Genomic DNA, 13,345 nt, shown 5'->3' with positions numbered 1-13,345 from the left:
AAGAGCGAAGGGTTGTAAACAAAGTAAGCAAAAGTACAGCCACGAAGAAAAGCGATCGCTAAACTAGAAATGTCGGGGAATAGGAGGAAGAAATTATGGTAGCGACCACCGCAGAAAAATCGGCACAAAGCTCGAGGGAAACCGCTTTCATTCTCTGGTTTGACGAAGTAAAAAGCGAAGATGTCCACCTCGTAGGAGGAAAAAACTCATCCCTCGGTGAAATGATTCAACAACTAGAACCGAAGGGAATAAAAGTACCTACAGGATTTGCGACCACAGCCTATGCCTATCGTTACTATATTAAATCGGCAGGCTTAGAAACCAAATTGCGCGAGTTATTTGCCGATCTAGATGTAGACGACGTAAATAGCCTGCAAAAATGCGGAAAAAAAGCGCGATCGCTAATCTTACACACCCCATTTCCCCAAGACTTACAAGACGCGATCGCCGCAGCTTACAAACAATTATGTACTCGTTACGGTGAAGAATTAGACGTTGCCGTGCGTTCCTCTGCTACCGCCGAAGACCTCCCGGAAGCAAGTTTTGCCGGACAACAAGAAACTTATCTTAACGTTCAAGGGGTAAAAAACGTCCTCGAATGTTGTCACAAATGCTTCGCCTCCTTATTTACCAACCGCGCTATTTCCTATCGTCAAAATAACGGCTTTGACCATTTTGAAGTCGCCCTTTCCGTAGGGGTACAAAAAATGGTACGTTCCGACTTAGCTTGTTCCGGTGTGATGTTCTCCATCGACACCGAAAGTGGCTTCAAAAATGCCGCCTTAATTACCGCCGCTTATGGTTTAGGAGAAAACGTCGTTCAAGGTGCAGTCAATCCCGACGAATACTTCGTTTTTAAACCAACCTTAAAAGATGGCTACCGTCCAATTTTACGCAAACGACTCGGTAGCAAAGAAATCAAAATGGTTTATGACGTAGGCGGTTCTAAACTAACCAAAAACGTCCGCGTCCCAGTCAAAGAACAAGAAAAATTTTCCCTCACCGAAGAAGAAGTTCTCCAACTAGCCCGTTGGACAGTAACAATCGAAGAACACTACTCCCAAGTCAGAGGTCGTTATACGCCAATGGACATCGAATGGGCAAAAGATGGTCATACAGGCGAATTATTCGTCGTCCAAGCCCGTCCAGAAACCGTACAATCGCAAAAAAGCGCCCAAGTTCTCCAAACCTACCGACTCAAAGAAACAGGCGAACTGTTGTGTACGGGGCGTAGCGTCGGTTCCGCGATCGGACAAGGAGATGCCCACGTTATTCTCGATGTCAGTAAAATTCATTTGTTCCAACCAGGAGAAGTGCTAGTTACCAATCGTACCGATCCTGACTGGGAACCAATCATGAAAAAAGCTAGCGCGATCGTTACCAATCAAGGCGGACGCACTTGCCACGCGGCAATTATTGCCCGAGAATTAGGCATACCAGCGATCGTCGGTAGCGGTAACGCCACAGAAATTTTACTTACAGGTCAAGAAGTTACCGTATCTTGCGCCGAAGGTGAAGAAGGTAATGTTTACAAAGGCTTATTACCCTTTGAAGTCGAAGAAATTCCTCTCGACAACTTACCTCAGACTCGCACCAAAATTTTGATGAATGTGGGCAACCCCGAACAAGCATTCTCCCTCGCAGCTATCCCCTGTGAAGGTGTAGGATTAGCTCGTTTAGAATTTATTATCGCCAACTTTATTAAGGCACATCCTCTAGCTTTAATTCATTTTGACGAACTGAAAGACGAAGCAGTCAAACAGCAAATTGAAGAACGTACCAAGCAGTACAAAAACAAACCAGAGTTCTTCATTGATTGGCTAGCGCGAGGAATAGGTTCGATCGCCGCAGCATTCTATCCCAAACCTGTAATCGTTCGTCTCTCGGACTTCAAAACTAACGAATACGCTAACCTCCTTGGCGGTAAACAGTTTGAACCGAAAGAAGAAAATCCGATGTTGGGTTGGCGTGGCGCATCTCGCTATTATGACGAACACTACCGGGAAGCTTTCGCCCTCGAATGTCTCGCTTTCAGAAAAGTCCGTGACGAAATGGGCTTGACGAACGTGATTCCGATGATTCCTTTCTGTCGTACCCCAGACGAAGGACGACGGGTATTAGCAGAAATGGCAAAACACGGTTTAGAACGTGGTGTTAATGATTTACAAGTCTACGTGATGTGCGAGTTACCCAGTAACGTGATTATGGCTGAAGAATTCGCTGATGTGTTTGACGGTTTCTCGATTGGTTCCAATGACTTAACTCAGTTAACTTTGGGGCTAGATCGCGACTCGGCTTTAGTATCTCATCTTTTTGACGAACGTAGTGAAGCTGTGAAGCGTGTCGTGAAAATGGTCATTGAGACAGCGAAGGAAAAAGGTTGTAAAATTGGTATCTGTGGTCAAGCACCGAGTGATTATACCGAATTTGCTCGTTTCTTGGTTGAGGCGGGAATTGATTCGATGAGTCTTAACCCTGATTCTGTCCTCAAAACTTTGTTGATGGTTGCAGATGCCGAACAAGGTAAGTAAGCTGTCAGATGAGAGAGAAAAAGCGATCGCGTAATAACTTTTTCTCTCTCTGGGGATAGCGATCGAGTGTTAATTCACTGATAGTTTGGATAAGATAGGCTGGGTTTTTGCCAGCCTTTTTGGTCAGTCGTTCTGCTTCTGTTATGCTTGAATCGATATTTCAGACTACGAGTGAAATAAATTTTAACTTTAGTCGCGAGATTCGCCCTCGCAAAGGTGTCATTATTGGTGCAGGTCAAGTGGGAATGGCTTGCGCTTACTCGATGGTGATTCAAAATACCTTCGATGAAATGGTCATTGTCGATATTAACCAGGAAAAGCTTGAAGGTGAAGTGATGGATTTGGTTCACGGTTTACCTTTTGTTGAACCAAGTACCGTCAAAGCTGGAACTCTCGCTCAAGATGGCAAAGATGCTGATCTTGTAATTATCACTGCGGGAGCCAAGCAAAAACCAGGAGAAACTCGTTTGGATTTAGTACAGCGCAATCTGTCTATTTTTAAAAGTTTAATTCCAGATGTGGTTGAAAATTGTCCCCAAGCAATTTTACTGATTGTTACTAATCCCGTCGATGTAATGACCTATATTTCTTGGAAACTTTCTGGGTTGCCTAGTTCTTTGGTTTTCGGGTCTGGTACAGTTTTAGATACCGCACGTTTTCGCTATCTTTTAGCTAATAAATTCCAACTCGATCCGCGCAGCTTCCACGCTTATATTATTGGCGAACATGGTGATAGTGAAGTTCCCGTCTGGAGTAAAGTTAATATTTCTGGAATGCACTTGTTTGACGATAATTTTCCGGAAAATAGTTCATCGGCAGAGGAGAAGATTCAAAATATTTTTGCCCAAGTTAAAAACGCTGCTTATGAAATTATTCAGCGTAAAGGCGCAACTTGTTACGCAATTGGTTTGGGTGTTACTGATATTGTGAAAGCAATTCTCCGCGATCAAAACCGCGTTTTGACAGTGAGTTCTCTAATTAATGGTTTTGCTGGAATTAACGATCTTTGCTTGAGTTTACCTGCGGTAGTAAATCGTCAAGGTGTCAGCCGAGTTTTAAATTTGTCACTTTCGCCAACAGAAAAACAACAGCTACAAAAATCAGCTCGAGTTTTACATCAAACAATTGAAAAATTGGATTTTTAATTGTTATCTTGGGGAAAATTATTAAACTGAAAATAGCTTTTTGGGGTTACTCGACCACAAAAATACCGCTATAGTGCAAGATTTTTTTTGACAAAGTAGGTTAAATATGGTAATAAAAATCTGGCGATCGCGAAAGTATTTCCCAACGCTGATGCCGAGGGAAGAAAGCGTGTGGTATACCTCCGGTAAGGGTAACACCTGGAAAACGCTTGGAGCAGACAAAGGAGATATTTATCCCTCAAATCTGTAACCATATTGAGAATAATTTACCAAAGCAACAAGTTTTTGCAACACATTGTCTATGAGTGACATAGTCCAAACAATTTATGATAGCTTGAAAGAAGTGCTAGGTAGTACTGTCAAAGTAATTCCAGCACTAGTAACAGCAGCAATTTTACTGGCTTTAACTCGCTTTTTCGCCGAGTTAGCCAAAAATGTTTCTAGCCGTATCGGAGAGCGCGCGATCCGCAGCCGCTCTTTACAATTGTTACTGAGTAAGACAGCTTATGTCACCGCTTGGGTAATAGGAGTGTTAGTCGCAGCAGTAATTGCCTTTCCAGGGTTGGAGTTAGGAGATATTATTGCTACCCTAGGATTAGGATCGGTAGCGATTGGTTTTGCTTTCCAGGACATCTTCAAAAATTTCTTAGCCGGGGTGCTATTACTACTACAAGAACCTTTCAGTATTGGCGACCAAATCATCGTTGACAATTATGAAGGCACTGTCGAGCAAATTGATATCCGCACGACTAAAATTCGCACCTACCAAGGAGAACGAGTAATTTTGCCTAACGCTACAGTTTTTACTTCGGCGGTACAAGTACGGACGGCATTTGTAAGCCGACGTACTGATTTGGCAGTAGGAGTGGACTATAATACCCCTCTAGCTCAAGCAAAGCAAATTTTGCAAAATTTGCTTACCAAAGTGGAAGGAATATTGGAACATCCCACCCCAGAGATAGATTTAGTTGGTTTTGGTGATAGCTCAATTGATTTTGTCGTCCGTTACTGGACAAAACCGCAACAAGCGGAGGTGCGCCGAGTTCAAACTCAAGCAATTCTCGCTATTAAAAAAGCTTTCGACAAGGCAGATATCAGTATCCCTTACCCAATTCGCACGCTTTACTACTATAACCAAGAAAAGTTCAACGATTATTTGCCAGCATCACCCGATCGCGAAAGCGAAAACTAACCGCCCTCTAAGACTAACTTTTACGTTGGCAGAAAAATGCTCCATTGGGGTAATTTTACTAGAAAATGTTAAGTTAGCAACAAGGCACTATATACAAATTGGATGGAAATTGAGGAAGTTCCACTATGCTTGTCTGTCCCAACTGCCAGTCTGAAAATCCCAATACCAATAATTTTTGCCAAAAGTGTGGAACTTCTTTGAGATACAAAAATTGTCACAAGTGTCACAAAGAAGTTAAGTGGAGTGACGAAAACTGTCCCCACTGCGGTACTTTGACGGGAACTGTCTGGTGGGCGATAATTTCTCAACCAAGTACGGAAGTAAGCTCAACTAAAGAGGAAAATGTAGCTCAATCTTCTGTAACTGAGGAGATCGATTTAAAAGTTGTTCCAGAAAATTCGGTTGCGGGGACAGGTCGTCCAATTACAGTATTGAAAGTAGATGAAGAGGAAGAAGAAACCGATGAGGTTGATGATTCTTCAGATTTAGTCACCACAAAAGTGGAAGATGAAATCCAAGCTGTAGAGGAAAAGGTCGAAATTTCTCCGACTGAGGAAAGAGAAATAAATCAGCAGCCAGTATATTTAGACTCGCAGCAGCGTTACCGGGTGCTAAATAAGATAGAGGAAGTAAAAGCTTGGTTTGCAGGTCAGCCTACTTTAGATAAATTTTTACAGCTCAAAGTTTTAGATGAAAATCCCCTGGAAAAATCACTTCTGGATGTAGTCTTGGAGCAAAATGCCGATCCGTCAGAATTGCTTGAGGGACATGAGTCGCAGTTAGCTTCAGAACTGTTACCAAAAATGGGTCTGAACGAGTTGGCAGTTCCTTATATTTTATTGCAAAATTCTTTTGTTCACATTGTCCCAGAAGTACATGATGCGTGGCAAGACGAACAAGGGACGGTAGTTTTACTAGAAGATCGTTCCGAATGGGAATTAGTCACTTCAATATGGGGTAAAGAAGATTTGCCAATTTTGCAGATTTTGTTCTGGCTGGATGAAATGGCTTGCTTGTGGAAAGCACTGTTAGAAGTTGGCTGTGGTGAAAGCTTGTTAGTAGAAAAAAATCTCCGGGTGGATGAAGATCAAAACCTCGGTTTGCAACAATTATATTTCGATGCTCGCGATCGCCAAGGGAATCTTCAAGATTTAGGCAAAATGTGGCAGAAGCTATTTCATCAGTCAGGAAAGACACAATACGGTCCGTTAGTAACAGTCCTCAAACAGTTGAGTGAGGGAGAGATCCCCACAGTGGAAGAATTACGAACAAAGATAGCCGCGATCGCTCGCCAAGAACAAGAAGTTGATTTTGAGCCTGATGAGGTGACTGACGAACTTGAAGATCCCGAATGGGTTTTAGATGAAGAAGATTTAGAATTGGAAAATCTTGCCGAACATGATGAACAGATGGATAGCGAACATCTCTTCTACAATAGCCCGGATAATGATACGCCCACAGTAGTGTTGCCGATGCAACTACTCAGTCTTGACGATGCAGGTTGTACCGATATTGGTCGTCAACGGCAACATAATGAAGATTATTTTGGCATTACTACTCAACTGAAAAAGCAAGAAAATGTTTTAGGCAAAAGTATGGAAGCTCGCGGCTTGTATATTGTTTGCGATGGAATGGGAGGACATGCAGCAGGAGAAGTTGCTAGTGCGATGGCGGTAGAAACTCTCCAACGCTATTTTGAAGCTAATTGGGTTGAAGATCGGGAATTGCCGGAGCGAGAAGTTATTTTACAGGGAATCCTGGCAGCTAACCAAGCTATTTACGATGTGAATCAGCAAAATGCTCGTTCTGGTAGCGGACGTATGGGTACGACCTTGGTTATGGCTTTAATTAAAGATACCAATGTGGCGATCGCCCATGTGGGTGATAGTCGCATCTACACTTATACCCGCAAGCGCGGTTTAGAACAAATCACTATCGATCATGAAGTTGGTCAACGGGAAATCGAGCGCGGTGTCGAACCGGAGATTGCCTACTCTCGTCCCGACGCTTACCAGCTTACTCAAGCTCTCGGACCGCGAGATGGCAATATCCTTAAACCGGATATTACCTTTACTGAGGTCAATGAAGATACGTTATTTATTCTTTGCTCGGATGGTCTTTCCGATAATCAATTGTTAGAAAATAACTGGGAAAGTTATATTGCACCTTTAATTAGTTCTAAAGCTAATTTGGAGCAAGGATTATTAAAATTAATCGAGTTTGCCAATCACCATAATGGTCACGATAATATTACTGTCGCGATCGCTAAATTAAAGGTTCGTCCTAATCTGGAGCATCAAAGGCTCTAAATTTGGTAAAGGAGGTTTACTTTTTTCTTCTGGATAATTAAATATATTGAACTGTCTAAAAAATAATCTTCATCTTCGCACAATTTATATTTGGTTAGTTAGACAAACTTATGGTCACTCTGACCCTCCTCGACCCCCAGGAGCAGAAAGCACTCCAACAATGGAACTTTCCCGATGGCGCAATTATCCGCATTGGTCGCGCTCCCGATAATGATGTGGTTCTCAAAAATTTTCCGGAGGTCTCGCGCTATCACCTAGAACTTGTGCCTAGTGAGAGTTCTCACTGGCGGCTAATTAATAAAGGTACGAATGGAACTTTTCTTAACGGTGTTCTTGTCTCTCAAGGCTTAGTTAGAGATGAGTCGATTTTTCAGTTAGCTAAAGCAGGACCGAAGCTAAAATTTCAACTTAACTCTTTTTCCGTTGCCGAAAAGGCTCATCCTGCTACTCCAGGTTGTTCTCATTCGGGTAACTCAGCCAATAATTTATTTTGCATTCACTGCGGTCAACCTTTAGTAGAAAAAGAGCGTTTCGTTCGCCAGTATCAGGTATTAAAGCCTCTCGGACAAGGTGGTATGGGTACTACTTATCTGGCTTGGGATCGCCAAGGAACGATTTCTGGACAGCCTCAGTTGCTGGTATTGAAGGAAATGAATGCCGATATGGCACAAATTAAGAAAGCTAAAGAACTTTTTGAGCGAGAGGCTCGCATCCTCAAAACTTTGAACCATCCTGGTATTCCTAAATACTATGACTTTTTTATTGAAGGAGATAAAAAATATCTGGCAATGGAGTTAATCCACGGGCAAAATTTGGAGCAACGCATCTATCAAACTGGACCTGTGACTCCAGAACAAGCTGTTGAGTGGATGATTCAAACTTGCGATCTTCTCAGTTATCTTCACTCTCTAGATCCACCTTTAGTCCACCGAGATGTGAAACCGGCTAATTTGATCGTGCGCCATTTGGATAATAAAGTAGTTTTACTCGACTTTGGTGCAGTAAAAGAAGTTGGTACGCCTTTGATGACGCGCATTGGTGCTGAGGGCTATAGCGCACCCGAACAAAATCGGGGTCGTCCCTGTACTCAGTCAGATATTTATGCGATCGGTCCGACGCTGATCTTTTTACTGACTGGACAACAACCACTCAACTTTTATCAGCGTCAAGGAGATGGTTATCAGTTTGCGATTAAAAATGTTCCCACTATTACTCGCCAGTTAAGGCAAGCGATCGAACGAGCTTGCGAGCCTAAGTTGAATAAGCGCTATCAAACCGCACGCGAGTTGTCTGAGGCACTTAGTAAGTGCATTTGATGACTTTGCAGAAGCGGTTATTGACGCCTTTTCTGAGGCAAACGATCGGGATTTAGGTTGAGTTTTGATTTGAGATTGTCTTTGAGCTAGCTCGCTGCTCCCTACTTGGGAAATGATTTTGAGCTGGGGAGCTTGCTGATTGGGGAATCGGAAATTTCCGCCTTAAAGAGTTTGAGATTTATTAACCTTATGCTATGTTGCTAAACTCCTACCAAATAGGAGGAGCGCGATCGCTAGCCCAAGAGCTTCATCTCAAATCTAACTTGATACAGTTTTGCTTATGAGTCATCTTCATCCCAAGCTTCTACTAGAAGCAATTCGCTGACTGGATCTTGCATCGAAAAACCAAAATCGAGCAATTCTTGTTTCCAGTAAGACCATTCCTCCCCATAGAGCAGGGCTATTTTCCAGATACTGTCGTTAGGTCGGAGGATTTTCGACTCGACAAGTGAGCGCACTTGGCGCTGCAACTTCACCATTGGGTGAGCTACTTGATTAGTCATACACTCAATTCGCTGTTAAATTACATTTTGCAAATGCTTTTGCTTGAAAAGCGGAAAAAACCCGGTTGCGATTTTAAACTTAGCGTAGAGTCGTACTCGTCCGGGAATTTATCTTTACTACTTATAACCCAAAGTCAAAGGTTTTTGCAAGTAGTTTTCTCAAAAAGTTCGGTAATTACTACTCGCTTTACGGTGGTTAGGAGCTTCAACTGCTTATTTTTCGTTAATCTGTTCGGAAAAATTGACAAAAACCATCAAATATTCCTATAGATAAGTAAAACTATGATAGTTTTTGCTGAAAGATTTCGTTTGAGATTCGGGATTGAGATTTAAATGAGGATGTTACTGTGCTTGTCGCGGCAGAATTCAACAGCAAACCGTACTCAATACCCTCAACAACTGCTCGATAAGAAGCATCGATAATATTTGTGGAAACGCCGACAGTTGTCCAGCGTTGTTTGCCATTGCTAGATTCAACTAAAACGCGCGTTTTTGCGGAAGTTCCCGCTCCACTATCGAGAATTCTGACTTTATAATCAGTCAGATGAAATTCGGCAATTTCCGGATAGAAGTTGACTAAAGCCTTGCGCAGTGCTGCATCTAAAGCAGAAACAGGTCCATTTCCTTCGGCTACTTCCAGCAAATCCTGACCATTAACTGCTAATTTGATCGTGGCTAGAGCATTACTTTCGGAATTAACTTGACTTTGCCAAATATCGCAATGAACTTGAAAGCCTCTCAGTTCAAACATTTCCTGTCGTTGTCCGAGGGCGGAACGCATTAGCAATTCAAAACTAGCTTCGGCGGCTTCAAATTGATAGCCTTGATTTTCCAAATCTTTGAGACGTTGGAGGATGTGACGACAGGTAGGGTCTTTTTTGTTTAAGTCAATGCCAAAATTACGGGCTTTGGCGAGAACATTACTCAAGCCAGATTGGTCAGAAATAACGATTCGGCGTTGGTTTCCCACTGCTTCTGGTTGAATGTGTTCGTAGGTGAGTGGGTTGCGTTGTACTGCGGAAACATGGATCCCGCCTTTGTGAGCAAATGCAGAACGTCCGACAAAGGGTGCGTGTTCGTCAGGGGCGAGATTGACAATTTCGCTGATTAAACGGCTAACAGTTGTTAATTGTTGGAGTTGGCGATCGCCGATACATTGATAACCTAGTTTTAGTTGTAAATTGGGGATCAATGAGCAAAGGTTAGCATTACCGCAGCGTTCGCCATAACCATTGATCGTTCCTTGTACCATTCTCGCACCTTCCCTCACGGCTGCGATCGCGTTTGCTACTGCGGTATCGCCATCGTTATGAGTATGGATTCCTAGTTGCGGCGAGCAAGAATCTTGGCAATTAATCTTTAATTTTGTAACAACTTCCTTGACAATTTGGGTTATTTCATGAGGCAAAGTCCCACCATTAGTATCGCAAAAAACGAGCCATTCCGCGCCAGCAGCGATCGCTACTGCCAATGTTTCTAAAGCATAAGCAGGATTATTTTTATAACCGTCAAACCAATGTTCGGCATCGTAAATTACTCGTCGTCCCTGACTGCGAAGATACTCAATTGTCTCCCCAATCATCGCCAGATTTTCGGCTAAAGTCGTGTTTAAACCTTCGGTAACGTGCAAATCCCAGGATTTCCCGAAAATCGTCACCCAGCGCGTTCCAGCCGCTAAAATCGCTTGCAGCATCGGATCTTCAGCCACATTTTTCTGGGGACGGCGGGTTGAACAAAAAGCCACCACTTCCGCTTGTTTGAGAGGTTCTTCCTTCAGCTTCCAGAAAAATTGTACATCTTTCGGATTCGCTCCGGGCCACCCTCCCTCAATGAAAGGAATACCCATTTCATCAAGCTTATGGGCGATTCTTAATTTATCTTCCAATGATAAAGATAGCCCTTCGCGTTGAGAACCATCTCTGAGAGTTGTATCGTAGAGCCAAATTTGATTAGAAGTATCTTCGTTCATTTATCTCGGCTAATCGTGAATAAATATAAACTTAAATTAGGTCAAGACGAAATTCTTTAAGCAAATAAGTCTTTAAGTCAAGCCAGATTTAATAAAAATTATTAATCATGTCACTAAATCAAGCTGAATCAAATTTATCAAATTCTGCGAGCTTTCGCATTTCTCCTTTAATTTGCCTTACTTTATTAAGTTTATACATCGCGCTGACAATTCCCTTACCATTTTTAGCTAAAGTTGTTGCTAGTCCTGTACCACCAGCTTTACTTTGGCTAGGGATTAGCATTGGTTTAATCTTATTGTCTGGTGCTTTAAGCGAACGAGTAATTTTAACTGACGACCAAATTAAAGTAACTTATCCGCGTTGGTTTCCTAAATTTTTTCGTCAAGGTTGGGAGTTAAATTGGTCGGAAATCAAAGATTTAAAAATGCGTACCACTGGACAAGGTGGGTTAGTTTATTATTTTACGAGTAAGTCTCAAGAAAAGGCTTATTTATTGCCAATGCGAGTGGTAGGATTTGCTCGTTTGCTAAAATTAGTGGAAATCAAAACAGGAATTGATACCAGCGATATTCGTCCTTTATCTCAACCTTGGATGTACTTAATTTTGTTAGTATTTACTATCTTTTTGTTATTTGTTGATGCCTGGACAATTGTCAATGCTTTGACAACAAATTTAATAACTTAAACGCCGATAATAATCGCCTAAAATCAGAGAAGAGGTTAATTTTATGAGTGTCGAAACTAATCCCGAAAAAATCTCTCTTACTACTCCAGAAAATATTTGGGTAGAAGATGATTGGGAACCCCCAATGCCTCCTACAGATTTAATTTTTGATGATGGAGAACCCTTGGAAAGTAACCGCCACCGCATTGCCATGAATGTCCTCATTCGATCGCTACAACAAGGATATAGCGATATCAGTAATTTTTTCACTGGGGGCAATATGTTTATTTACTATAGCAGCAGCCAAGCTCGTAATCGGGATTTCAAAGGACCTGATTTTTTTGCTGTGTTAAACGTTGATGGAAGAAACGATCGCCAAGGTTGGGTTGTTTGGGAAGAAAATGGTCGTTACCCAGATGTAATCGTGGAACTAATGTCACCAAGTACCGCTAGAATTGACAAAGGTCCGAAAAAGGATATTTACGAACAAGTATTTCGTACTCCAAATTATTTTATTTACGATCCGTTCGATCCTGACTCCTTACAAGGTTGGCATTTAGATCCTGGTAATGGTTATCAAGAATTACAGCCAAATGAACGAGGTTGGCTTTGGTGTCAGCGTCTTGGTTATTGGTTGGGAACTTGGGAAGGAACGATCGACCGCGAAACTGCTGTTTGGCTGAGGTTTTATGATGAGTCAGGTAATTTAGTTCCTTTACCAGAAGAAGCCGCGCAACGCGAAGCGGAAATGGCGCAACAGGAAGCCCAAGCCGCCCAGCAGCAAGCCCAAGCCGCCCAGCAGCAAGCCCAAGCCGCCCAGCAGCAAGCCCAAGCCTTGGCAGCTAAATTAAGAGAAATGGGGATAGATCCTGATAACTTATAACTAAATTATGCGCGATCGCCAGACATCGAACAATTTTCCGCTTTTACAGCTAGAACAAGTATCTTTGGCTGCTTCAATTGGTTCTGCTTATCTTTTGCACGATCTTTCTTTGGCAATTGACAAAGGAAAATTTTTGACAATTGTTGGCGCTTCTGGTAGTGGAAAAACTTCTTTATTGCGCCTTTTAAATCGATTGAACGAACCCACTACAGGCAAAATTTATCTGGAAAACCAAGATTATCAAAAAATACCTGTGACCCAACTACGTCAACAAATAGTTTTAGTGCTGCAAGAACCAAAACTACTAGGAATGAGAATTGACGAAGCCTTAGCTTATCCCTTGATTTTACAACAGCTAGGAAAAGAAGAAATCAAGGAACGAGTAAGATATTGGGTAGGGCGGTTAAATATACCCGAAGAATGGTTAGATCGTCACGAACTACAACTTTCTTTAGGACAAAGACAATTAGTAGCGATCGCCCGAGGCTTAATTATGCAACCCAAAATACTCTTGCTTGACGAACCAACTTCCGCATTAGATTTTGGTCGAGCAAATCATCTGCTAGAAATATTAACCGATTTAACTCTAACTAGTGAAATGACAGTAATAATGGTCAATCATCAGTTAGAGTTAATCGAAAGCAAGAGCGATCGCGTCCTTTATCTCCAAGAAGGAAAATTACTTCAAGATTTACCCGCAAAAGAAATAGATTGGGTTTCCTTACGAGAAGAGTTAGTTAGCCTTCAAAAGCAAACCGCCGCAGAATGGCTTTAATTCACGTAGCCGCATTTACCACCAGCGATCGATAATTTTCGACAAAGAAAGCGTAAT

11 protein-coding genes are annotated in these 13,345 nt (G+C 42.2%); 9 read left to right on the top strand and 2 right to left on the bottom strand.

The window, feature by feature from the left end; genetic code table 11:
* Positions 1-95: 95 nt before the first annotated feature.
* The 6 genes from ppsA to G3T18_RS09795 all read left to right on the top strand — a co-directional run bounded on the left by ppsA (position 96) and on the right by G3T18_RS09795 (position 8,493).
* Positions 96-2,531 carry a phosphoenolpyruvate synthase gene (gene ppsA, locus G3T18_RS09820; RefSeq protein ID WP_224410373.1) on the top strand — a complete coding sequence of 812 codons (2,436 nt, stop codon included), beginning with the start codon at positions 96-98 and terminating at the stop codon, positions 2,529-2,531.
* A gap of 143 nt (positions 2,532-2,674) precedes the next feature.
* Positions 2,675-3,676, top strand: a complete 1,002-nt coding sequence (locus tag G3T18_RS09815; protein WP_224410372.1) for an L-lactate dehydrogenase — start codon at positions 2,675-2,677, stop codon at positions 3,674-3,676.
* Between the two features lie 106 nt (positions 3,677-3,782).
* Positions 3,783-3,926, top strand: a complete 144-nt coding sequence (locus G3T18_RS09810; protein ID WP_224410371.1) for a hypothetical protein — start codon at positions 3,783-3,785, stop codon at positions 3,924-3,926.
* Positions 3,927-3,977: 51 nt separating this feature from the next.
* Positions 3,978-4,868, top strand: a complete 891-nt coding sequence (locus G3T18_RS09805; protein ID WP_224410370.1) for a mechanosensitive ion channel family protein — start codon at positions 3,978-3,980, stop codon at positions 4,866-4,868.
* 125 nt (positions 4,869-4,993) lie between these two features.
* Complete coding sequence (locus tag G3T18_RS09800; RefSeq protein ID WP_224410369.1) at positions 4,994-7,177, top strand: serine/threonine phosphatase; 2,184 nt, start codon at positions 4,994-4,996, stop codon at positions 7,175-7,177.
* 110 nt (positions 7,178-7,287) lie between these two features.
* A complete protein-coding gene (locus G3T18_RS09795; protein WP_224410368.1) occupies positions 7,288-8,493 on the top strand; it encodes an FHA domain-containing serine/threonine-protein kinase in 1,206 nt (401 codons plus the stop codon).
* A gap of 278 nt (positions 8,494-8,771) precedes the next feature.
* Here the strand turns inward: G3T18_RS09795 and G3T18_RS09790 are convergent, their stop codons facing one another.
* On the bottom strand, positions 8,772-8,996 hold the full coding sequence (locus tag G3T18_RS09790) for a DUF4327 family protein (protein ID WP_224410367.1): 225 nt from the start codon (positions 8,994-8,996) through the stop codon (positions 8,772-8,774).
* 280 nt (positions 8,997-9,276) lie between these two features.
* Positions 9,277-10,965, bottom strand: a complete 1,689-nt coding sequence (gene cimA, locus G3T18_RS09785; RefSeq protein ID WP_224410366.1) for a citramalate synthase — start codon at positions 10,963-10,965, stop codon at positions 9,277-9,279.
* Between the two features lie 107 nt (positions 10,966-11,072).
* Here cimA and G3T18_RS09780 point away from each other — a divergent pair, with 107 nt between their 5' ends.
* Genes G3T18_RS09780 through G3T18_RS09770 form a run of 3 tightly spaced genes read left to right on the top strand, consistent with a single transcriptional unit; the run spans position 11,073 to position 13,288 of the window.
* Positions 11,073-11,651: a hypothetical protein gene (locus G3T18_RS09780; protein WP_224410365.1), complete on the top strand. Its 579-nt coding sequence runs from the start codon at positions 11,073-11,075 to the stop codon at positions 11,649-11,651.
* 43 nt (positions 11,652-11,694) lie between these two features.
* Complete coding sequence (locus tag G3T18_RS09775; protein WP_224410364.1) at positions 11,695-12,513, top strand: Uma2 family endonuclease; 819 nt, start codon at positions 11,695-11,697, stop codon at positions 12,511-12,513.
* 7 nt (positions 12,514-12,520) lie between these two features.
* Positions 12,521-13,288, top strand: coding sequence for an ABC transporter ATP-binding protein (locus tag G3T18_RS09770; RefSeq protein ID WP_224410363.1), 768 nt, complete (start codon positions 12,521-12,523; stop codon positions 13,286-13,288).
* The last annotated feature ends 57 nt before the right edge of the window (positions 13,289-13,345 follow it).

Origin of the sequence: Oscillatoria salina IIICB1, assembly GCF_020144665.1 — a bacterium.
Classification (GTDB): Bacteria; Cyanobacteriota; Cyanobacteriia; order Cyanobacteriales; family SIO1D9; genus IIICB1.
The sequence above is the reverse complement of the archived record's forward strand: the minus strand, read 5'-3'. Positions and strand labels throughout refer to the sequence as shown.